Annotated in this window: 22 protein-coding genes, 1 tRNA gene and 1 pseudogene; 13 read left to right on the forward strand and 11 right to left on the reverse strand. The window is 37.2% G+C overall.

Translation table 11 applies throughout. The features are described from left to right. Positions 1-65: 65 nt before the first annotated feature. Positions 66-1,202: a glycine cleavage system aminomethyltransferase GcvT gene (gcvT, locus tag ANA7108_RS0102280; RefSeq protein WP_016949140.1), complete on the reverse strand. Its 1,137-nt coding sequence runs from the start codon at positions 1,200-1,202 to the stop codon at positions 66-68. A 169-nt stretch (positions 1,203-1,371) separates the two neighbouring features. Here gcvT and ANA7108_RS0102285 point away from each other — a divergent pair, with 169 nt between their 5' ends. Further along, positions 1,372-1,869 (forward strand): pentapeptide repeat-containing protein, encoded by a 498-nt coding sequence (locus tag ANA7108_RS0102285; RefSeq protein WP_026103941.1) that lies wholly within the window; start codon positions 1,372-1,374, stop codon positions 1,867-1,869. 185 nt (positions 1,870-2,054) lie between these two features. On the opposite strand, the gene ANA7108_RS0102290 is transcribed toward ANA7108_RS0102285, so the two are convergent. The 3 genes from ANA7108_RS0102290 to hisF all read right to left on the reverse strand — a co-directional run bounded on the left by ANA7108_RS0102290 (position 2,055) and on the right by hisF (position 3,286). After that, positions 2,055-2,127, reverse strand: a tRNA-Ala gene (locus ANA7108_RS0102290). Positions 2,128-2,221: 94 nt separating this feature from the next. After that, the gene (locus ANA7108_RS0102295; RefSeq protein WP_016949142.1) at positions 2,222-2,413 is read right to left on the reverse strand and encodes a hypothetical protein; all 192 of its coding nucleotides are present in this window, start codon (positions 2,411-2,413) and stop codon (positions 2,222-2,224) included. Positions 2,414-2,515: 102 nt separating this feature from the next. Beyond that, positions 2,516-3,286 carry an imidazole glycerol phosphate synthase subunit HisF gene (gene hisF / locus ANA7108_RS0102300; RefSeq protein ID WP_016949143.1) on the reverse strand — a complete coding sequence of 257 codons (771 nt, stop codon included), beginning with the start codon at positions 3,284-3,286 and terminating at the stop codon, positions 2,516-2,518. 123 nt (positions 3,287-3,409) lie between these two features. On the opposite strand from hisF, the gene ruvB reads away from it, so the two are divergent. After that, positions 3,410-4,516: a Holliday junction branch migration DNA helicase RuvB gene (ruvB, locus tag ANA7108_RS0102305; protein WP_016949144.1), complete on the forward strand. Its 1,107-nt coding sequence runs from the start codon at positions 3,410-3,412 to the stop codon at positions 4,514-4,516. A gap of 37 nt (positions 4,517-4,553) precedes the next feature. After that, positions 4,554-4,964, forward strand: a complete 411-nt coding sequence (locus ANA7108_RS0102310) for a thiol-disulfide oxidoreductase DCC family protein (protein WP_016949145.1) — start codon at positions 4,554-4,556, stop codon at positions 4,962-4,964. A gap of 2 nt (positions 4,965-4,966) precedes the next feature. On the opposite strand, the gene ANA7108_RS0102315 is transcribed toward ANA7108_RS0102310, so the two are convergent. Beyond that, a complete protein-coding gene (locus tag ANA7108_RS0102315; RefSeq protein ID WP_016949146.1) occupies positions 4,967-5,518 on the reverse strand; it encodes a hypothetical protein in 552 nt (183 codons plus the stop codon). A 36-nt stretch (positions 5,519-5,554) separates the two neighbouring features. Then, positions 5,555-5,995, reverse strand: coding sequence for a hypothetical protein (locus ANA7108_RS0102320; RefSeq protein ID WP_016949147.1), 441 nt, complete (start codon positions 5,993-5,995; stop codon positions 5,555-5,557). Positions 5,996-6,439: 444 nt separating this feature from the next. On the opposite strand from ANA7108_RS0102320, the gene gcvP reads away from it, so the two are divergent. Continuing rightward, positions 6,440-9,364 carry an aminomethyl-transferring glycine dehydrogenase gene (gene gcvP / locus ANA7108_RS0102325; protein ID WP_026103942.1) on the forward strand — a complete coding sequence of 975 codons (2,925 nt, stop codon included), beginning with the start codon at positions 6,440-6,442 and terminating at the stop codon, positions 9,362-9,364. A gap of 145 nt (positions 9,365-9,509) precedes the next feature. Then, positions 9,510-10,472 (forward strand): hypothetical protein, encoded by a 963-nt coding sequence (locus tag ANA7108_RS0102330; RefSeq protein WP_016949149.1) that lies wholly within the window; start codon positions 9,510-9,512, stop codon positions 10,470-10,472. A gap of 158 nt (positions 10,473-10,630) precedes the next feature. Here the strand turns inward: ANA7108_RS0102330 and ANA7108_RS0102335 are convergent, their stop codons facing one another. Together ANA7108_RS0102335 and ANA7108_RS0102340 are read right to left on the reverse strand one after the other, a co-directional pair. Beyond that, positions 10,631-11,302, reverse strand: coding sequence for a hypothetical protein (locus ANA7108_RS0102335; RefSeq protein ID WP_016949150.1), 672 nt, complete (start codon positions 11,300-11,302; stop codon positions 10,631-10,633). A gap of 831 nt (positions 11,303-12,133) precedes the next feature. Then, positions 12,134-12,499, reverse strand: coding sequence for a GxxExxY protein (locus ANA7108_RS0102340; RefSeq protein WP_016949151.1), 366 nt, complete (start codon positions 12,497-12,499; stop codon positions 12,134-12,136). Positions 12,500-12,931: 432 nt separating this feature from the next. On the opposite strand from ANA7108_RS0102340, the gene ANA7108_RS0102345 reads away from it, so the two are divergent. From ANA7108_RS0102345 to ANA7108_RS0102370, 6 genes and pseudogenes are all read left to right on the forward strand, one after another. Then, positions 12,932-13,171: a hypothetical protein gene (locus ANA7108_RS0102345; RefSeq protein ID WP_026103943.1), complete on the forward strand. Its 240-nt coding sequence runs from the start codon at positions 12,932-12,934 to the stop codon at positions 13,169-13,171. Continuing rightward, positions 13,168-13,620 carry an HNH endonuclease gene (locus ANA7108_RS0102350; RefSeq protein WP_016949153.1) on the forward strand — a complete coding sequence of 151 codons (453 nt, stop codon included), beginning with the start codon at positions 13,168-13,170 and terminating at the stop codon, positions 13,618-13,620. Before ANA7108_RS0102345 ends, ANA7108_RS0102350 begins: the two co-directional genes overlap by 4 nt. A 106-nt stretch (positions 13,621-13,726) precedes the next feature. Beyond that, entirely contained in the window at positions 13,727-13,975 is a 249-nt protein-coding gene (locus ANA7108_RS0102355; RefSeq protein ID WP_016949154.1) for a hypothetical protein, read from the forward strand. A 3-nt stretch (positions 13,976-13,978) separates the two neighbouring features. Further along, a pseudogene (locus ANA7108_RS26690) lies at positions 13,979-14,410 on the forward strand (type II toxin-antitoxin system VapC family toxin). A gap of 121 nt (positions 14,411-14,531) precedes the next feature. Continuing rightward, positions 14,532-14,831 carry a hypothetical protein gene (locus ANA7108_RS0102365; protein WP_016949156.1) on the forward strand — a complete coding sequence of 100 codons (300 nt, stop codon included), beginning with the start codon at positions 14,532-14,534 and terminating at the stop codon, positions 14,829-14,831. 197 nt (positions 14,832-15,028) lie between these two features. Next, positions 15,029-15,652, forward strand: a complete 624-nt coding sequence (locus ANA7108_RS0102370) for an FMN-dependent NADH-azoreductase (protein WP_016949157.1) — start codon at positions 15,029-15,031, stop codon at positions 15,650-15,652. Between the two features lie 211 nt (positions 15,653-15,863). Here ANA7108_RS0102370 and ANA7108_RS0102375 read toward each other — a convergent pair whose 3' ends face one another. Further along, on the reverse strand, positions 15,864-16,607 hold the full coding sequence (locus tag ANA7108_RS0102375; RefSeq protein WP_016949158.1) for a tetratricopeptide repeat protein: 744 nt from the start codon (positions 16,605-16,607) through the stop codon (positions 15,864-15,866). A 414-nt stretch (positions 16,608-17,021) separates the two neighbouring features. On the opposite strand from ANA7108_RS0102375, the gene ANA7108_RS0102380 reads away from it, so the two are divergent. Both ANA7108_RS0102380 and ANA7108_RS0102385 read left to right on the forward strand, forming a co-directional pair. Next, entirely contained in the window at positions 17,022-17,987 is a 966-nt protein-coding gene (locus ANA7108_RS0102380; RefSeq protein WP_016949159.1) for a protochlorophyllide reductase, read from the forward strand. Positions 17,988-18,285: 298 nt separating this feature from the next. After that, a complete protein-coding gene (locus ANA7108_RS0102385; RefSeq protein ID WP_016949160.1) occupies positions 18,286-19,638 on the forward strand; it encodes a pentapeptide repeat-containing protein in 1,353 nt (450 codons plus the stop codon). Positions 19,639-20,148: 510 nt separating this feature from the next. On the opposite strand, the gene ANA7108_RS0102395 is transcribed toward ANA7108_RS0102385, so the two are convergent. Both ANA7108_RS0102395 and ANA7108_RS0102400 read right to left on the reverse strand, forming a co-directional pair. Continuing rightward, a complete protein-coding gene (locus ANA7108_RS0102395; protein ID WP_016949162.1) occupies positions 20,149-20,928 on the reverse strand; it encodes a retron system putative HNH endonuclease in 780 nt (259 codons plus the stop codon). Continuing rightward, positions 20,925-22,259, reverse strand: coding sequence for an AAA family ATPase (locus tag ANA7108_RS0102400; RefSeq protein ID WP_016949163.1), 1,335 nt, complete (start codon positions 22,257-22,259; stop codon positions 20,925-20,927). Before ANA7108_RS0102400 ends, ANA7108_RS0102395 begins: the two co-directional genes overlap by 4 nt. Positions 22,260-22,364: the final 105 nt, after the last annotated feature.

Below are 22,364 nucleotides of genomic sequence, written 5' to 3' on the forward strand. Positions count from 1 at the left end.
CATTAAAAAATTAGTGTTACCACAGTAACCTAAAATACATTATTCCTCAAAAACATCAAAGGTTATCAGTTAGTGAGACGATTTTTTGAGCGATAAAATGGACGCTTCACAACTACTGTGGGAAAAGCTTTACCCCGAATTTCCACTTCTAGCTGCTGTTTGACAGTTGCTAACTGGGTGGGAACATAAGCTAGGGCTATGGGATAGCCTAATGTGGGTGAAAGAGTACCACTAGATATTTCTCCTACTACTTGCCCCGATGATAATACTGGGTATCCGTGACGGCCGATATTGCGTCCTTGGGTTTGTAACCCGACAAGTTTACGTTGTACTCCCTGAGTTTTTTGCTGTGCTAAAACAGTACGTCCAATAAAATCACCTTTGGTATCTAAATGTACTAACCACCCTAAACCGGCCTCTAAGGGTGTGGTGGTATCGTCTATATCCTGCCCATAAAGCGCCATTGCTGCTTCCAGACGCAGGGTATCTCTACAACCAAGCCCACAAGGTACAATACCAACATTATATAAACTTTGCCACAATTTTATCCCCACTGAAGGATCTACCATAACTTCAAAGCCATCTTCGCCTGTATAGCCTGTGCGGGCTAGAAATGCGGGTTCTCCGAAGATATCTGTTTCTAAATGACCAAAAGCTTTAATTGGAGATAAGTCCGCTGTCACTAAAGATTGCAGCTGCTTAGTCGCTGTTGGTCCCTGAACTGCAATTAAGACTTTATCCTGGGAGATGTCTTGAAACTCAACTGTATCAGTGTCCAGATGTTGCAAAATCCAGCTTTTGTCTTTATCTGTAGTTGAGGCATTGACGATAATTACTACCTTTTCCGCATTAGTTTTGTCTGTACCTTGGTAGTAAATAATAATATCGTCAATAATTCCACCTTGGGGATTTAATAAGACTGTGTATTGTGCTTGACCAGTTTGCAGACGACTCAAATCGGAGGGAACTAAATTTTGCAGCTGCGATATCAGGTTTTTTCCTTGGAGGGTGAATTTACCCATGTGGGAAATATCGAACATTCCAGCGGTGTTTCTGACAGCCTGGTGTTCTTGGATGATACCGCTATATTGTACGGGCATTTCCCAACCACCAAAGCTAGTAAAGCGGGCTTTGAGTTCTACACCTGTTGAATATAAAGGGGTTCGTGCTAAAGATTCGGTGTTACTTTCTTGATTAGTCATAGGTAGTTAGTTATGCGTGCGATACGTGCGGTGAGCGAATTTATCGCACCTCAACATCTGTATATCCTAATATCCTACGAGATGGTTTCCCATTTAGGAGACTCTTTGCACTCCTTGGTGCGGTTTAATAATTAATAGTGTAATTGTTGAGATTTATTAAGCAAAAATGATTAAGTATTGGCAAATATTCGCTAGTTTTGTTTTAGCTGCGGTGCTGTTTTTATTTCCCCTATCAGCACAAGCCGCAAGTTCTTCTAGTGTTACTAGTTCTTTGATTAACAAGGGATATGCTGGAAAAGACTATTCTGGTCAAAGTTTAGTCGGAACTGAGTTTACTAGTGTGAAGTTAGAGAAGACTAACTTTAGCAATGCTGATTTACGGGGTGCGGTGTTTAACGGTGCTTTGTTAGAGGGTGTAAGTCTGCATGGAGTCGATTTTAGTCAAGGTATTGCTTATCTCTCAAGGTTTAAAAACTCTGATTTTAGTGATGCGGTATTTACAGATGCCATGATGCTACGTTCAACTTTTGATGATGTTGATGTCACTGGTGCTGATTTTACCAACGCCATTTTAGATATGACACAGGTGAAAAAACTCTGTACAAAAGCCAGTGGTGTCAACTCTAAAACAGGAGTAAACACTCGTGAGTCTTTAGGATGTAAATAGAATTCCCTGCTTTTCAGTTTCCCCTGCATAAAACTGTGGGGGAAACTTAGATTACTTTAATTGTTCTCTAAAAATAAATTATCCAATGTCACCACATCAAAACTAATTTTTCTCCCCCCGCTCCCTGCTCCCTGCTCCTCTGCCCTAAAAGCGATAGGATATTCTTGTATTTGGAAGTCTCTAAATGGAGCTAAGGGGAATCGAACCCCTGACCTCTTGAATGCCATTCAAGCGCTCTACCAACTGAGCTATAACCCCGATAATTGCATCTTTTATAATGCCTTAATGATTTGCGTTTTGTCAAGTTGTTAGTTACTAAATCTGAACTTTTATTGATCATCCTCAGCAGTTGCTAAGAAACTTGCAGCAAATAGCTCATACAATGCCCCATCAGGAAATACACCACTAGCATAGCCGCAGCCGCTACGGCCACTAATGTGCCAGCCAACATCAAAGAAAATTCTTTGTGTTCAACGGCTTTTTCCATCAGGTGTAGCGACCAGGCTACCAGTGCTATATCAAAAATTAAAATAGGAATCAACATATATCTTAATATTACTTCATACTTGTAAACTTATACTAACACCCTTTTGGGAAACTTTGTCTAGCCTCGGATAGATGTAGTTGATTCCTATAAATTTCCTCATCAGGGTAATCGCACGGAAACGGATCGGTCGTGCAAATAATTTTTGATTTGGGCGACGCTTAATTGCCCAAAATGTAACAGAGATGCCAATAATGCTGCTTCGGCTTTACCTGCTGTCAAAGCCTCATGGATATGTTCACAATTGCCAGCGCCACCAGAAGCAATAACAGGAACTTCTACCGCTTGTGCGATCGCTCGCGTTAACTCTAGGTCATAACCGGCTTGAGTACCATCGGCATCCATACTCGTCACTAACAATTCACCTGCCCCCCGCTTTACAACTTCTTGCGCCCACAGTAAGGCATCTTTACCCGTATTTTCTCGGCCACCACGAACGTACACATCCCAACCTGGATTAGTGGGGTCAACTCTGCGCCTAGCATCAATAGCAACAACTATGCACTGATTACCAAAGCGATCGCTTGCCCGATCAATCAAATCTGGGTTGCGGACTGCCGCAGAATTAATACTAACCTTGTCAGCCCCTGCTCTTAACAAACCTTTAACATTTTCTAAGGTTTGGATACCACCACCCACAGTTAAGGGAATAAAGACCTGTTCAGCAGTCCGGTAAACCACATCAATAATCGTATCCCGGTCTTCATGAGTGGCCGTAATATCCAGAAACACTAACTCATCAGCACCAGCTTCGTTATAAACCTTGGCCAGTTCTACGGGATCACCTGCATCCTTAAGATCAATAAAGTTAACTCCTTTAACAACCCGTCCCGCCTTGACATCCAAGCAAGGTAAAATTCTTTTAGATAACATAATGACTTTCGTTCTCCAGGTAATTGCCGGAATTTAAATTCTAAATTGCCTTGCGTATTTCCAACCGAAAATTTTTGAGCCAATGGGCGCATTCTCAAATCTAAAATCCCCAATAGCTGAATTATGGCGATAATCTCCTCCAAAAAAAGCGGACAAGAACCCAACGGACAACCAAAGCAGCAGCGGGACTCACCAAAAGCACGTTCTGGGCAAAAAACGGCATCCTCAGAAGAGAATCTTTTAGTCCCAGAAGCAGCTATTGATGAAGAAGGTAAGCAAGAAGAGAGTATTCGACCCCAGCAATTTGCTGATTACATTGGCCAAAAAGACTTAAAGGATGTTTTAGATATTGCCATTAAAGCTGCTAAGTCTAGGGCTGAAGTACTGGATCACCTATTGCTATATGGTCCGCCAGGTTTGGGTAAAACCACAATGGCGATGATTCTAGCATCAGAAATGGGAGTAAATTGCAAAATTACCAGCGCCCCAGCTTTAGAACGTCCACGGGATATAGTTGGATTACTAGTGAATCTCAAAGCCGGAGATGTGCTGTTTATTGATGAAATTCATCGGCTTTCGCGGATGACAGAGGAAATTCTTTATCCAGCAATGGAAGATTATCGCTTAGATATTACAGTCGGTAAGGGTTCTGGCGCTAGGATTAGAAGTATACCCCTGGTTAAGTTTACTTTGGTGGGAGCAACCACCCGTGTCGGTGCGCTAACATCACCTTTGCGCGATCGCTTTGGCTTAATTCAAAAACTGCGATTTTATGAAATTGACGAACTTAGTCAAATTGTCCTTCGCACTGCTGAATTATTAAAAACCCCAGTCAATTTAGAGGGTGCTAAAGAAATTGCCAAACGTTCCAGAGGAACTCCCAGAATTGCAAATAGATTACTAAAGCGAGTCCGTGATTATGCTGAAGTAAAACTCTCAGGAGAAATTACAGAACTTGTTGCAGCTGAAGCTTTGCAACTATTTCAAGTAGATCCCTGTGGTTTAGATTGGACAGATAGAAAAATGCTAACTGTAATTATTGAAAACTTTAATGGTGGACCAGTAGGATTAGAAACTATTGCTGCGTCCACTGGAGAAGATACCCAAACCATTGAAGAAGTTTATGAACCATATTTAATGCAAATTGGTTATTTAAGCCGCACTCCTCGCGGTAGAGTTGCCACGACAGCAGCATATAAACACATGGGATTTAAACCGCCCAATGAGTAATTAGTCATGTTAACAATTCACCGATTCTGAGAGGAAAATGAAATACTACGTAATTTATGATGGTCAGTGTAATCTTTGTGTTAATTCAGTGCAGTTACTAGAAACTATAGATCAGGGAAAACTATTTAATTATGTTCCCATGCAAGATCAGCAAACATTACATAAATGGGGAATTACCCCCCAAGATTGTGAACAGGGAATGATTTTAATTGATGAGAATCTTTCACAACGTTGGCAGGGTAGTAACGCCATTGAAGAAATTGGACGTTTGTTGCCTACTGCGGGTTTTGTCGATATTTATCGTGGTTTACCCGGTATGAAATGGCTGGGTGATAAATTCTATGAACAAATCCGCGATCATCGTTATACTCTATTCGGTAAACGTGATACTTATCAATCTATTTATTGTGTTGATGGTAGTTGCAATGCGGGAAATAAACAACAATAACTTTAACCAAGATAAGGATACTGTGATGGTTGAATTTTCAATAATTCCATCCAGTATCTTATCGCATTCTGTTTAGTAGTTTCCATATCGCGTTGTTTGTGAACTCTGCCTATTTCCATCAAAAAATATGTAAGTTTAATGGCTGTAAATAAATGAATAAACCCCACAGCTTTTAAATTTTGTAAAAATAAATGTTGAATAATTTGTAATTTTTGCTTATGCCGAAAATGCAGCCACCATTGCATTTGATGGATAGCAATACTATGCTGATAATTTAAAATAGTTTCTACTTCAGTTAATTTATCTTTAACTTGCTCATAATACTGCATTTCTTGATGATAATCACCAGCTTTATAAGCTAAATCAGCATCATCAGCTAATTGATAGGCTTGACTAATTAACTGACCTGCGATTTCCGCTTGTTTTTCACTATAACCAAGTTTCATATAGATACCAGCGGCTGCTAATGCTAATTCTGTAAACTCCTCAGCATCGTGTAACCAATATATCTGTGCTTGTAGTTCTCCCAACATAACAGCTAAACTCTGATTCATGGTTTCCTCTAAAAATTTCTCGGTGATCAAATCTCCTCAAATCATCTGATGCTCACGTATTAATTTACCATTTGCCTGTTCTTTAATCCATTGAAAGGAAACCAGATTAAGTAAAAGACCAATCATAAATAACAAAATCATCAAAGCGATTTGATACCAAGCAATAGGTTTTACCAACAAATCAGCAACTAGATGGAAAAAATTCATCACTGAATAGAAAACTGTAACGCCAAACTGAAGCTTTCGATAACGGTTTGAGTCGCTGAAGAGAGTCGCAATCATGATAATCATAGGCACAGCAAAAAAGCCCAGCATTAACCACAGAATCCAGGCAATACTCCCTGTTCCATGAGTGTCAGAAGTAGCAATGTTTTGGTTATGAAACAGCGGCATTAAACCAAGCTGGGTATGAAACAGAATCCCTAGCAAAAACACAGTCCACAGTATGATGATTTTCTGGCGATGACTCACAGCCATAGTTATCCTACTCTTATATTTAGAGGCTTTTGCTTTTCTCTATCATAAGCAAACAACTTGAGGTAGTTCATTTAATCAGCGCTTTTACCAAACTGCTGCAACAATTCTTGACATAGAAGTTCTATGATTATGTATGAATGGTACTACTCAAATTATTTATGCGGTTAAATCTTTCTTGCTGTACCTCATATCATGTCCGGTTAAAGACTTATCATTAAAGAACCGCAAATAAATGCTATGACGCGAAGAGTTTTTCTGATTAGCAATTAGGCAGATTGGATATTAGTTATAATTCCCATCTTCGTGTCAATATCTAGTAAATTTATTTCCCCCTGCGGTTCCTCTTTAACCGGAGATGATATTTGAATGGGGTTTTACCTGCATAGCCAAGCTATGAGGTAATCATTACAATATATTAACATGGAAGTCTTTGGAGCGAAATTTGTGGTAACTAATCCCCCTCGTACTCAACCTAGTGATAACAAAATTTCGGCTACAAATAGTCAGAAATTAAGTGATTTCACACAAAGACACATAGGTATTCACCCTAATGATATTCAGCAAATGCTGGAAGTATTAGGTTTGAATAGTCTTGATGACTTAATTGATAAGACAGTACCCCAAGGAATTCGCTTTAACAAAACCCTACAATTACCACCAGCACAAAGCGAATATGCTGCACTAGCCAAATTAAAACAGATAGCCGATAAAAACCAAGTTTATCGCTCATTTATTGGCATGGGTTATTATGATTGTATTACCCCCGCAGTCATTCAACGCAATATCTTAGAAAATCCCGGTTGGTATACAGCATACACACCATATCAACCAGAAATTGCCCAAGGACGTTTGGAAGCATTGCTAAATTTCCAAACGATGATTATTGATTTGACGGGGTTAGAAATTGCTAACGCTTCTTTACTTGATGAAGCGACAGCAGCCGCAGAAGCAATGACTATGAGTTATGGCGTTTGTAAAAACAAATCACATAACTATTTTGTCTCCCATGAATGTCATCCTCAAACCATTGATGTTTTGCAAACACGCGCAAAACCTCTAGGCATAAACATCATTATCGGTGATCATCAAACCTTTGATTTTTCCGAAACTATCTTTGGTGCAGTTCTGCAATATCCCGCAACTGACGGTACAATTTACGACTACTGCGATTTTATCACAAAGTCCCATGCTCAGGGTGCATTGGTGACAATAGCCGCAGATCCGTTAAGCTTAACATTACTCACACCCCCTGGTGAATTAGGGGCTGATATTGCAATAGGAAGTACCCAACGCTTCGGTATTCCCTTGGGCTTTGGGGGACCACACGCTGCTTATTTTGCTACGAAGGAAGAGTATAAACGGCTCGTTCCAGGGCGAATTGTGGGAGTATCAAAAGATATTCACGGTAAACCTGCGTACCGTCTAGCTTTGCAAACCCGTGAACAACACATCCGCAGAGATAAAGCCACCAGCAATATTTGTACAGCGCAGGTATTATTGGCAGTGATGGCGAGTATGTATGCAGTCTATCATGGATCAGATGGACTGAGAGGAATTGCTCAAAATATCCATGAACTTACCGCAACTTTAGCAACTGGACTGAAAAAGTTAGGTTACAAAATCACTTCTGAAAACTTCTTTGATACCTTGCGGGTAGAATTAGGAAATACCAAATTAGAAGCAATTCTCGACGCTGCAAATGAGAGAAATATCAATTTACGCATTTTTGATAATTCAACTGTGGGTATTTCCTTAGATGAAACTACCACCGAAACAGATTTAATTGACCTTTGGCAAATTTTTGCACTAAAAGATCAATTACCTTTTACTGTGGAAGAATTACCAATTTCTCATTCTCAATTATCAAGAACAAGTAAATATCTCACCCATCCAGTTTTTAACCGTTATCATTCTGAAACTGAGTTATTACGTTATTTACATCAATTAGAAAGGAAGGATTTATCATTAACAACTTCAATGATTCCCTTGGGTTCTTGCACCATGAAGTTAAACGCAACTTCGGAAATGATTCCGGTAACATGGGCAGAATTTGGGAAAATACATCCTTTTGCACCAATTTCCCAAACTAGAGGTTATCAAATCCTGTTCCAACAATTAGAAGCATGGTTAGGAGAAATTACAGGTTTTGCGGGAATTTCCTTACAACCAAATGCAGGTTCTCAAGGTGAATATTCAGGACTTTTGGTAATTCATGAATATCATCAAAGTCGCGGAGAAGGACACAGAAATATTTGTTTAATTCCTCAATCTGCACATGGAACAAATCCCGCAAGTGCGGTAATGTGTGGAATGAAAGTTGTGGGAATTGCTTGTGATGATCAAGGTAATATTGATGTTGATGATTTAAAAGCCAAAGCCGAAAAACATAGTCATGAATTATCAGCTTTAATGGTGACATATCCATCAACTCATGGGGTATTTGAAGAAGCAATTCAAGAAATTTGTGCGGTAATTCATAGTCACGGTGGACAAGTTTACATGGACGGTGCTAATATGAATGCCCAAGTAGGTATTTGTCGTCCTGGTGATATTGGTGCAGATGTCTGTCATTTGAATTTACACAAAACTTTCTGTATTCCTCATGGTGGTGGTGGTCCCGGTATGGGTCCTATTGGTGTCGCTTCCCACCTTGTGCCGTTTTTACCTGGACATTTTGTGACGACAATACAGGAAAATAATCCAAAATCCAAAATCCAAAATCCAAAATTCACTGGTGCTGTTTCTGCTGCACCTTGGGGTAGTGCAAGTATCCTAGTGATTTCTTGGATGTATATTATCATGATGGGTGCAGATGGGTTGACGGAAGCAACCAAAATTGCCATTTTGAATGCTAATTACATCGCTAAGAAATTAGAGTCATATTATCCGGTTTTGTATCAGGGAAAAAATGGTTTAGTGGCACATGAATGTATTTTAGATTTGCGAAGTTTGAAGAAATCAGCGCAGATTGAAATTGATGATGTTGCGAAGCGGTTAATGGATTATGGTTTTCATGCACCTACTGTTTCTTGGCCTGTTGGTGGAACAATTATGGTAGAACCAACGGAAAGTGAATCTAAACAGGAATTAGATAGATTTTGTGATGCTTTGATTGCGATTCGTGAGGAAGTTGCGGCAATTGAATCTGGTAAAATGGACATTCATGATAATCTTTTGAAAAATGCTCCTCACACTGCGGAAAGTTTGATTGTTGGTGAATGGAATCATCCCTATTCTCGTGAACAAGCTGCTTATCCTGCACCTTGGAATAAGGAATATAAGTTCTGGCCAAGTGTGGGGAGAATTGACGCGGCTTTTGGGGATAGGAATTTTGTTTGTTCTTGTTTACCAATGGAGGCTTATAGTTAGTTAATTGTAGGGTGCGTTAATGAAATGTAACGCACCCTATGGACCAGTTTCCAATATACAATGAAACTATATTTGGATATTTTCCATTTTTCATATCTTCCAATAATTTGTTATATTCGTTATTATTTATTGAATATCCAGAATTATGACTCCATATTCACCTAAAACACCCATTGAGTTTCTCAAATACTGTTCATTGTATAATCCAATGATTGATGTGAATGAACAAGTTATTAGAAATGTCACTAATCTTCAGCTAGATAGAGAAAGTTGGTCTGAAGGAATTGAAGGTCAAATACTTATGAATGAATTATGTTTATCTTCAGAAAAGATACAAACTTTCTTTAGATGTGGAGTTAATGTAAAGCCATACAAAAAATACAAACCCGTTACCCTCAAACAAGTAAACACTTTAGAACCAGAAAATCAGTATTTTGAAACTTTGATATATATTTACTACGAATTAGTAGATACTAGCTTTCAATGGCTATCCATTAAATTAATGCAAAATAGTACATTGAGATTCAAGAGATTAGGCTGTTACCGCCAATTTTGGGGAGTAGGTAAATCCATTAGCGATGCTGATAATCAGTTAATGAATGATTATCATAATTACCTTCAAGAAAGAGATGAAAAAATACTTTGGTGTTTAACTAAAGGTATTCCTATCAATTGTGATGATTTTATAAATCTTCTAAAAAATAAAAATTTAGATGTTCATGAAAAGAAAGTTAAAATTAAATACCAATCTGACCAGGCTGGCATAACTTCTGCATCATATTCAATTATATATCATGGAAATGAAGTTCATTATCAAGTAAAAGTTGATTTAGAAGATTTGGATGTTGAATGGAGTATTGAAAGATACATTCCAGTAGAAATTTATGTTTCTGCGGAAACTTTTGAAGAAGCTATTCAGTTATACGATGAAGAATATAATAGCTTACGAGCAGACCCAGAAGAATGGGCAAAAGCTGTAAAAACAACTGAACTTAAAATAGAAAGAGAAGAGAGAGAAATGTTTGAGGCTGAACGAAAAGAGGGGCAAGCAACTTATAACTGGCTAGTTTCAGAGTTTGGTGATGATATTTTTCCAGATAGGGATTAAATCGAGATTTAGAATTTTATCAAGGTGACTAGATACCCGACTTCTTTTTTAATCTTCTAAATGAATTATAGACTAATGTGAGAAGTCGTGGATCTGAATTTTCAAGCAAATCAAACGTATCTCTGTTTACTCTATATCAGAAATACGATTGCTGCTCATTATGCCTTTAATAATTTTAAAAAATGCTCACCAATTTGATTTGGATGATAGATGTCTTCAACATAACCTTCAGCACGAATTAGTCCAACAGCATAAAGAGACTGACAAGTTTCATTGTCAAGGAAAGTAGAGAAGGGTTTACCACATGATGGCTCATATTCATTTGATTTTGAGTAATATTTTTCTAAATTCTTTAGGTCATCAATAAAAGCTCGGTCTATGATGTGCGCTAGTTTTGAAAAAGTGATATAGTCTATCTCACCTTTCATGTACCCTGCAAATATCTTTCCTAGTATTAATGACTTCTCAAAATCTTCATGACGATCCAGTAAAAGTATCAAAGTTTCACCAACTTTCTGAGACAATTCTTGATCATTGCTGATGTCATTTTTAAATTTTTCCCTGTCCTCTTCAGAAACTGTTGCTGTTCCATAAAGGAAATTTGCAATCTTTTTCATGAAAATGCGATCACGCATGGTAATAAATGCACCATGACCTTTGATGAACCATCCAAAAATCGGTATTTCCTTTAAAAATCCGTCTTCTTGATTTGAAACCATATCGAAAGCAATATCACTAAATTCCGTCACAATCTCAGTCATCTTAGATGTTGATAAAGACTCAACTAGCGATTTTGCGATATTGTTACTAGGCTTTTTTTGATTTTCCATAATAAATGCACTCACTCACCAAAACTTACTTCTAATATCGCAATTCACAAATTTATATCATTTATTAATCACATAAATGATAATACAATATTATATAAAATTTTAAGTGCTATCGCTGATATTGTCAATTCGGTTCAGTAGGAGCTTAGATTAAGGAACGCAACCCAACATAATGAAAATATCTGATTCATATTTTTTGTCAGAATCAGGATATCCAGGATTTTAGGATTTACAGGATTGTTATTTGTAAGTTGTTGGTGGGATGCTGAAATTTTAATTGTCTGAATCAGGATGTCAAGGATTAAAGGATGTACAGGATTGTTATTGATGAATTGTCTGTGAAGATTTGAAGATTATAAAATCCAGTTACAGTAATAGTCAAGAATTAACAGGGGATAATTTAACTGATAACTTATCTATCATCCCAAAATCTCTATATTTTATAGACAATCAAACAACCACATCCTGCAAATCCTCTAATCCTGGTTATCCTGATTCAGACAAAAAAATCCTCAAATCCCCATAGACAATCAAACAACAACATCCTGTAAATCCTCTAATCCTGGTTATCCTGATATGGCTTTCGCCACGCTTCGCTATCAGACAGATTGTGATTGATAAATTATCTGTGAATATTTGAAGATTATAAAATACAGTTACAGTAATAGTCAAAAACTAACAACGGATAATTTAACTGATAACTTATCTATCATCTCAAAATCTATATATTTTATAGACAATCAAACAACAACATCCTGTAAATCCTCTAATCCTGGACATCCTGATTCAGACAAATTAAACATGAAATCTAGGATTAAAAACCTTCTTATATTACAACTTCAACGCACCAAAATTAATCAATAATCCCACAGGAAAATTATAAGCTACCAAATAATTTTTAGCTTGCGCTAAATGAACATCTTCTAAAGAGATAACCGCTTTTAACTCCACCACAACCTGATTTTCAACTATAAAATCCGCCCTTCGTGTTCCTACTTCAATTCCCTCATAATAAATTACTTGTTCTACCTCCCTTCCAAAACCTAAACCTGATTTTTTGAGTTCAATTTCCATACATCTTTGATAAATAACCTCCTGAAAACCATTTCCCAAAGTTCTGTGTATTTTCATTGCACAGCCATTAATTATATATGTAATTTCGTCTAATTTGAGATTTTGGGTATTAGATGTGTTCATGGATTTTCAGGATTGTAATTTGTAAGTTGTTGGTGGGATGCTGAAATTGTAATTGTCAGAATCAGGATATCCAGAATTTTAGGATGTACAGGATTGTTATTGATTAATTGTCTGTGAAGATTTGAAGATTATAAAATACAGTTACAGCAACAGTCAACAAATAATTTAACGGATAATTTATTATCTAACATCCTAAAATCTGTACTTCCTCATAGACAATCAAACAATAACATCTCGTAAATCCTTTAATCCTGGTTATCCTGATTCAGACAAAAAAATCCTCAAAATCCCCACTTCAAATAAACAATTACATCCTGTAAATCCCGTAATCCTGGTTATCCTGATTCAGACAAAAAATATTTTAAATTATCCATATTTTTATTGTTGACTATGTTATAATATAAAAGTTGTCAAAATTATTAAAATAATTCTATGATGACTCAAGTAATGATTCAACCCTCATACTGGATAGAATCTGGAATTGAAATCAGCAAAGTCAGAAATTTGAATTTGTTTAAATTCACTCCAGAATTACAATCTAGGTTAGAAGAACTGGCTGATAAAAATAAAGCAGGAATGTTAACTACAACAGAAGAAGCGGAACTAGCAGGAATATTAGAACTGGATAGGATTTTTACTTTATTGAATGCAAAAATAATTGCTGAATCATGACAGTTAACGAGACAAGCAGAAAATTAGTCAGAGAAAGAGCAAAATTTCTTTGTGAATACTGTCATTCTTTAGAAGAAGCAAGTGCGGCTTTATTTGCTATTGATCATATTATTCCCCAGTCTCTTCCTGGTTCATCAGATGATCCTGATAATTTAGCTTTAGCTTGTCAACGTTGTAACGGATATCGCTATAATTTCACAACTGGTATTGACCCGGAAACTGGAGATGTAATTCCTATATTTAATCCTCGAAAACAGAAATGGTCAGACCATTTTATTTGGTCAGCAGATGGTTTGAAAATTATTGGTATTACTGCTACAGGAAGGGCTACTTGTAATCGCTTAGACCTCAATGATGAAAGGCATAATGAAGGTTCTATTATCAAAGCGCGTCGTTTTTGGATAAAAGGTGGTTGGCATCCACCAGATGAAGACCCGCGACAAAGCTGAGAAAACCCAACACTTTCACAATAGCTTTTTGCAACTTAAACTTTGCATCAGTGTATAATACATTTATGCTTCAATGATAGATACATAAAAATTATCTCAATTGATTATGACTAATATCACAATCTCTAACCTTGATGATGATCTGCAAAATCAGTTACAAAAACGAGCAGAAAAACATGGACATTCTCTAGAACAAGAAATTACAGAAATTCTTCGTCTTGTTCTCACAGGAAATCCTAAAAATCCTATCAATTTAGCAACTCTAATTGAAAACCGTTTTGCCAATTTTGAAAATTTGGAATTACCGGAAATAGAGAGAGAAGCGATTCGCACAGTGTCAATATTTACCGACTAAAAAATGATTATTCTTGATACAAACGTCATTTCCGAACTAATGAAAACTCAAAAATCAGCAATAGTTCGTGAATAGGTAGCAGCACAACCTTTAATGAGTTTGTTTACTACAACAATTACTCAAGCAGAAATTCTCTATGGTATTGCTTTACTTCCAGCAGGAAAACGACGAGAAGAACTTAGTCAAACAGCACAACTAATGTTTTCTGAAGATTTCGCTGGACGAGTTCTAGCTTTTGATCAAAATGCTGCTGTAGCATTTGCTCATATTGCATCTGTCCGACGACAAAATGGTACTCCCATTTCTCAAGCTGATGCTCAAATCGCTGCTATTTGTTACACTCATAAAGCAACTATAGCAACACGCAATGTTACTGATTTTGAAGGATGTGGTATTTCTATTATTAATCCTTGGAAACCTGAATCAATATATTAGTAAGTCTTCGCTTAGATTAAGGAATGCAAGCCAACATAATAAAAATATCTGATTCAGTCAAAATATTTTATTAGTCTTACACTTGCTTGTACCTCATGACACTGGGAAGTGCTGTATAATTATGAATACATTAGAAAAATTAGAATTGCTGAGTGAAAACTGTAGCGACAACACAGAATTAGAGCGAATTATTGGGCAACTGCTAAATGTGATTTTAACCCGTCATCGTCAAAAACTAGCTATCTATAACTTGGATATAGATAAATTTGAGAAAAAATATAATCTGACTTCTGAGCTATTTGAGCAACAATTTAATTCAGGAAAATTAGGAGATAAAATGTATTTTTTTGAGTGGTTTAGCTTATGTGAACTACGCAAAGATATTTTACAAAAAATCAATAAATTAGAACAAGCTTTATGAAAAATGCCGATGACTATTTGGCATGGATAAAATCTGTAATTGCACTTTGTCCAGAAGTTTTAAGTAACTAAGTTACTTTTAAGTGCCTACTTGTCAGAATAACTTGACATAGTTTAAAGTCGATGAAGTAAGATTTAGTACATCGATTTCATCATTAGATAAACGCCTGTAGATGTAGTTTTTGGGAAATTTTATTTATGGCTAATATCCTTCACATTGACTCTAGTCCACGTGGTGAACGTTCAATTTCACGTACACTTTCCTATGAGTTCATTACTTCTTGGAAAGATACCCATCCTGAAGATACAGTAACTTATCGTGATTTAGGTCGCAATCCTGTTCCCCATGTAGATGAATCATGGATTGCTGCTGCTTTTACACCACTTGACGCACGCACACCTGAACTAACTGAAGCAATTTCACTCTCTGATAGCTTAGTTGAGGAGTTACTAGAGGCTGACCGTTACGTTTTGGGTGTACCAATGTACAACCTTAGTGTACCATCTACTTTTAAGGCTTACATTGACCAAATTGTTCGTGTTGGCCGCACCTTTGCAGTTGGTGAGAATGGCTACCAAGGTTTAGTTCCTAGCGGTAAAAAACTGCTGGTTATCACCTCTCGTGGTGGTACTTTCCCCCCAGGAACTCCCGCTGCTGCTTATGATTTGCAAGAACCCTATATCCGTACCATTTTTGGTTTTATTGGCATCACTGATATTACTTTTATCCATGCAGATAGCCTAAATTTAGGTGATGAAGCGAGGGGAAAATCTCTAGAAGCAGCTAAAAATGCGATCGCTCAAGCTGTCGTCAACTGGTAATCTAAACTTTAGATGCTAGTGATACCATTTATTTAGAGGCTGTGCCGAATTTATTGGTCTTATTCATGTAGTTCGGCGCATTTTCAATAATATTGGCAGGAAATCTAACAAAAACTCTTTTGTTACACAGGTTGGAGATAAATACAAAGGATTGTAGCAAACTGATAATCTAGTTTTTATTTATGTAGATGCTGTAAATGAATGGCTGTATTTATTGGATTAATTTCTCGAACCGTTTATCATCTCGTATTTTATCGAAATCAGGATCAGTTTTGGCTAACTTTTGATATTTTTCTGGTACGAGTTGAATCGCTTTTTCTAGGTTTTCTAGTGCTAGTTCTACATTATCTTGTAAAGCATAATTACAAGCTTTATTGTAATAGGCTTGATGTAGACCAGACTTAATGCTAATTGCTTGATTATAAGAGGCTAAAGCTTCTTTATAGCGTTGCAATTTAGTGAGTGCAATTCCTCGATTAATCCAAGCTTCAGATTTGTTAGCTTGAATAGCTATCGCTTCATCGTAGGCTTTAACAGCTTCTTCGTAACGGTGTAAAGCTGTTAAGGCATTTCCTCGATTGTACCAAGCTTCATCTTTATTTGGTCGGAGAGCGATCGCTTTATCATAAGATTCTACGGCTTCTTCATAACGATGCAAAGCCGTTAAAGCATTTCCCCGATTAACCCATGTTTCCTCGCTGTCAGTTTTAATAGTGATCGCTTGATTATAGAACTTCAACGCCTCTTTGTAGCGATTTGTATCCAAAAAACTATTGCCTTTTTTTAACAAATTCTCTGCTTTTTGGCTATCTTGTACTTCCGTCAACAATTGATTGACATTGCGTTCTTGTACAAATTGCTTGGTGTTTTCTGCCGACGAGATTGCTAAATCTCCGCAGCCAATTGTCAAAAAACTAATAAATCCACAGGCAATAAAGCCTCGCCAAACAACCATGTTGCACCTACACAACTCATAATTTAATGTTAAGACTTATTGATATTCAATAATCGTATCAAAATCAACTAAAGTACTATCAATTATCTTTTGTTTTGTTGAGGAAAAAATGAAGATTTGGACAAATTTTGTTTAAAGTACGCATATCATACCATGAGTAAGTAAAATTAATCAATCAATTTACTTAGATACCTCATTAATTATTATGATTCCCTGTTTTTCTTTGTCGATCTATCTAAGTAGAAGCCATTAAACATCACCTCAAACCTTCTTCCTTCCTGCCTCCTGCCTTACCCTAACGATAAATGTTCACACCCACATACTGATGGTGAGAATCAATAATATTTGGTAGTGATCATGGTGTGAGATCATATCATATAGAAATTCAACTACAGTCAACGCAGTCTGAACAGAATGGAACAACATCGGAAGTCAACTGTCATAATTACGGGTGCATCCTCAGGTGTCGGTTTGCAAGCCGCAAAAGCTCTTGCCCAAACTGGTCAATGGCACGTAGTAATGGCCTGTCGAGATATCCCCAAAACTGAAACAGCTGCCCAAACAGTGGGAATACCACAGGATAGCTATTCTATTATTCATCTCGATTTAGCCTCTTTAGACAGTGTTCGACAGTTTGTGAAAGACTTTAGATTAACTGGTAAGTCTTTAGATGCTTTGGTTTGCAATGCGGCAATATATATGCCTTTAATCAAGGAGCCATTATGGAGTCCAGACGGATATGAGTTAAGTGTGGCTACAAATCACCTCGGCCATTTCCTTTTGTGTAACTTGATGTTGGAGGATTTGCAGAAATCATCCGCTTCAGAACCCAGACTCGTAATTTTGGGAACTGTGACACATAACCCGAAAGAATTAGGTGGAAAAATTCCACCTCGTCCAGATTTGGGAAATTTACAAGGCTTTGAAGCAGGATTTAAAGCACCCCACACCATGATCGATGGTAAGAAATTTGAACCTGTCAAAGCTTATAAAGATAGCAAAGTTTGCAATGTCCTGACCATGAAGGAACTGCATCGGCGTTATCATGAATCAACTGGTATCACTTTCAGTTCTCTCTATCCTGGGTGTGTGGCTACAACAGCCCTATTCCGTGACCACTATCCCTTATTTCAGAAACTCTTTCCACTCTTTCAGAAGTACATTACTGGGGGGTATGTGTCAGAGGAAGATGCTGGTAAAAGGGTTGCAGAAGTAGTCGCTGATCCCGCATACAATGAATCTGGGATGTATTGGAGTTGGGGGAATAGACAGAAAAAAGATCGCAAGTCCTTTGTGCAAGAGGTTTCCAACGAAGCCAGCGATGATGATAAAGCCAAGCGTCTGTGGGAATTGAGTGCAAAATTAGTTGGACTAGCTTAAAAAAATTTTTTTGTGTTCTCAAAATCAATTGATACCGCAAAACCTCAATCCCAAGAACCTCTGCTAAAAGGAGAGGGAAACACCACAGGGGGAAAATAAAAGTCTCTTTCCTGGTTGGAGATAAATTCAGAGAGAGGTTGGTTAAGTAAGTTGAAAACTAAGTAAAACACACCGATTACCGATAGCACCCTGATATTTAATCTAATTTCAGGGTGCTACGTTGTTAAAATTACTCAAATTTTTTTAAAGAGTAGATTTGTTAATCTTGGTTAGAAAAAAGTATGAGAACATAGAAAGCATGACGATTGAATCTAATTCCTCACACCCTCCTCAGCCAGAACCCAAACCAGACCAAGACTTGCAACCAGATGACTTTGACGTTGATACAAGTGAAAATGCACTCACCGCAGAAGGGTTGGCTGCACAACAAGCTTTATCAGCAATTTCGTCTTTACAGTCTTCCCAAAATACAAATGCCCTAAAACGAGCTTCGTCTAACTTCAAAGAAGAGTCTAGTCATAACATTATAGTTAAACCAAGGGCATTAATTTTTACTTTACTAGCGATCGCTCTAACTTTTATTGGTATTGCTATTAATAACTCGTTTCTGGGTATCTTGGGAACTTTGGGAACTTTGGTGTTATCCGTGGCAATGCTTTTCCCTTGGCTAAAAGATGTCATGCAAGAATGGTTTTCTCCCCAAGATAGAACCATATTTGTGGCTTTTATGGGTTTATTAGTAGGTATTACTGGCTTATTTAGATTTGCTGGTGTGGGTGATAGCCTCCTGCGTTGGGGACGTAAAATTAACTGGGATGCTTCAGGAACTTTAGCAGAATGGTTTGGTGCTTTAGGGCAAATTTCCATTGCTATTATCGCTGTTTACGTGGCTTGGCGACAATATGTGATTTCTAAAGACTTAACTATTCAACAAAACCTGCTGACAGTACAGCAAAATATTATTACTCAACAGCAAACAATTGATTCTTACTTCCAAGGTGTTTCCGACTTGGTACTTGACGAAGAAGGATTATTAGAAGATTGGCCGCAAGAAAGAGCGATCGCAGAAGGACGAACTGCCGCTATTTTTAGTAGTGTAGATGGTAGTGGTAAAGCCAAAATTCTCCGTTTTCTTTCCCGTTCTAAATTGCTGACACCATTAAAACGTGATCGCCGTTTAGGTAGAGCCATTCTTGATGGTATCGGTGGCTACGCAGAAGATCGGTTAGAAGGCGTGCGCGTCATCGACTTAGGAGTAATGTTAGCAGGTTCAGACCTTGCTGGTAATGATTTACGTTGGACTGATTTAAGTGAAGCTAATTTAGTTCGTGCTAATCTCAACGGTTGCGACTTAGTCAAAGCTAACCTATCCCGTACCATTTTATATGGTGCCAATCTCAGCAATGCTGATTTAAACGGTGTGCGTTTCTTCTATGGTTCATTAGAAAAAGCCTCACCCCGCAGTCGTATCAACCCACCTGACTATGATACAGGGGAACACACCGGCGCAGTTGTGGAAAATGCCGATTTCAGCAACGTCCAAAGAATGTCTGAATCAACCCGTTGTTACTGCTGTGCTTGGGGTGGAGAAAAAACCAGAGGCACAATTCCCGGTGGTTGTGAAGGTATTATCAATAAATTGGGAAGGTAAAATAATTCGTAATTCGTAATGCTCCCTTCGGGAGAGCTACGCTAACGTAATTCGTAATTAAAATAATTTATAAGTACTAGGACAGAATTAATTACACAATGTCATTGCGAATGGAACGCAGTGGAATGACGCAATCGCAAGGGCTGGGATTGCTTCGCTTCGCTCGCAATGACTGTAAATATTTTTGTCCAATTACTTAGTAGTCCGATTTGATTTATGTAGGGGTTTAGCACTGCTAAACCCTTATCTATGAAGGCTATCAAAAATCAAAAAATCAAATAGTAGTCTTAGAGGATGTTTGAAAAGTTTTGGGCGAATATAATAGAGCCTCCGGCTCCCGTTAGGGATACGCTACTACACAAGAAAAGTCCACTTCCGTGGACTAATGAAAAATGGGATTTTTAACCCGCGCCGGCGGGTTTAGTTTCTATAGCCGCGACTTCTAGTCGCCAGGGCTGTAATAATTTAGACTTTTCAAACAACCTCTTATATATGATGTGATCAACCGGATTAACCTGAATAGGAAATATTAGTAAGGTGTTTTTCCGCACCTGCACCTAAAACCCAGCGAAGAGTTGTGAAAAACCGAGGCCAATTATCTGTACCATCACCAAAATATTCTACTGCAACTTTCTCTTCTAAATCATTTATATCAATCATCTCATCATCAAGTTCTTTATTGATAAAATCAATTACAACTAATCTTTGATCCTTCAATCTTTGAACATTAAGTTCCAGGGTATCAATAGTAAATTGAACATTTTCTATAGGAATACAAGAATCTTCACAAGCTTTTTCATCAGGTCTAATTTCACCAGTTAAACTACTGAATTTAAATAGACGTAATGTTGGTAAATTCAGAGGATTTAATAATCTACCATCAGGTATAAAACCATCCTTTTTTTTGCCACAACATGGTAAATCTTTCAGTAGTTGTGGATTTTCCAAATCATCATCTTTCATTCCACCTGGAGGAAGACAGATAGCCAGCATATTTTGCCAATCTAGATCATAATTATTTTCTTTTGTTGATTGGTTACGAGGAATAAAATGTTCTACAGAACGATTGTTTTCTCGTAGTTTCATTTCACAATAAGCACACAGCCCTTTTTGATCAGCAAATAAAGTATCACGAATTGCATTAAAAGTTTTACTGTCACTTGTTAATCCTTTTTCCTTTTTTTTTCCGTTCTTACTTTTCCTTCCTGTCCATCGCCTAAATTGAGAAGAATATTGCTCCCTATAGTTTTTAAGTTCCTCTGGTTCTGGGGATTTACGCACATTTTTCACACCGCGTTCCTCCGTTCCAATCGACGGATTTGCATATCGGCTCTAGTCATATCTGGATCATACGATTCCCAATCTTGTAATTCTTTTTTGAGGCGTTTTGCTTCTTCTAATTGACCATTATCAATTGCTTCAAAAAGGCGTGTCAGTGTTCTTGATTCTTCTGTATCTGGTCTTAACTCACTCAACCCTAAAACATTTCTCACAATATCTGAACTTTTTCTTCCCTTAGTAGGTTCAGGACATGGTTTTACTTGATAATCTTCTAATATCCACACCTGACTTTGTTTCACAGTTGTTACAACTTCGGGACTGTGAGTTGTAGCGATAATTTGAGTATTAGGAAATACCTTCTTTAAATCAGGAATAATCTTTTGTTGCCAAGTTGGATGTAAATGCAAATCTAATTCATCAATCATCAAAATGGCTTCTGCTGCTAACGGGTTTTCCATCTGTGGATTGGCTTGTGCTAAACGCCGAGCAAAGTCCATCACCAACGCTAACATATTGCGATAACCTGCACTTAATTGACTTAGTAAAAGTTCTCTTTTTTCTCCTGTTTCCATTGTCCACTCAACCATTAATTTTGCAGATGTCGCACCTGAAAAATAAACGCGAGCATTGGGAGCAATAATTGTAGAAATAGCTTTGCGTATTTGCTTTAAATCGGGAAGTTCAAAGTTGATATCTTTTCGATTTTTTCCCTCTCTTAATTCTTCATACTCACGCCAGAAAAACCAGTTAGCTAAATCTGTGAAATTAGCTGTTGCAGCAAAGGCATTTTTTAAAGAATCAAATCTATCGAAAGGTAGATTGGAAATATCGTCAATGGCGAGAAGATTAGTTAAATTACGATCACCTTTATAATAAGCTATGACTGAAAGCTCAGATTTTGGATCATTTGTTAAAGTATCACATTTATTTTGAAGCTCTGAATAAAACTTTTGATTTGCTTCTTCTGACGATGGTATACCTGTAACAGTTGTAGAAATATCTTCCTTATCACCAATAAATAATTTTTTGTAGAAAATTCTCCATTCTGAAAAATCCGTAGTTGATACCGTAAATTCGGTTTGATTTTTTTGTTTATTATCATTTTGTTTAACTGGAAAATCTTGATGAATAAAATATTTATCGTGTTGTTGATATTTTATGCCTTTGATTAACTGAATACAACGCACATACGAGGGAAACATTGCCGCAGCAATAGCATCCAATAACGCACTTTTACCAGATCCATTATTGCCAACAAAAATATTGATATCGGGATCTAAATTAACTTCCAGATGCTCAAAGCAACGGAAATCTTTGATAATAACTCGTTGAATATGCATGGATTTATTTCACCTACTTAATCTGCTATCAAAGAATTTAGGAGTCAGGGAACAGAAATCAGTAACAGTCTATAACTGATAACTGACCCATCACACCTAATAAAT

The organism is Anabaena sp. PCC 7108 (genome assembly GCF_000332135.1).
GTDB lineage: Bacteria > Cyanobacteriota > Cyanobacteriia > Cyanobacteriales > Nostocaceae > Anabaena.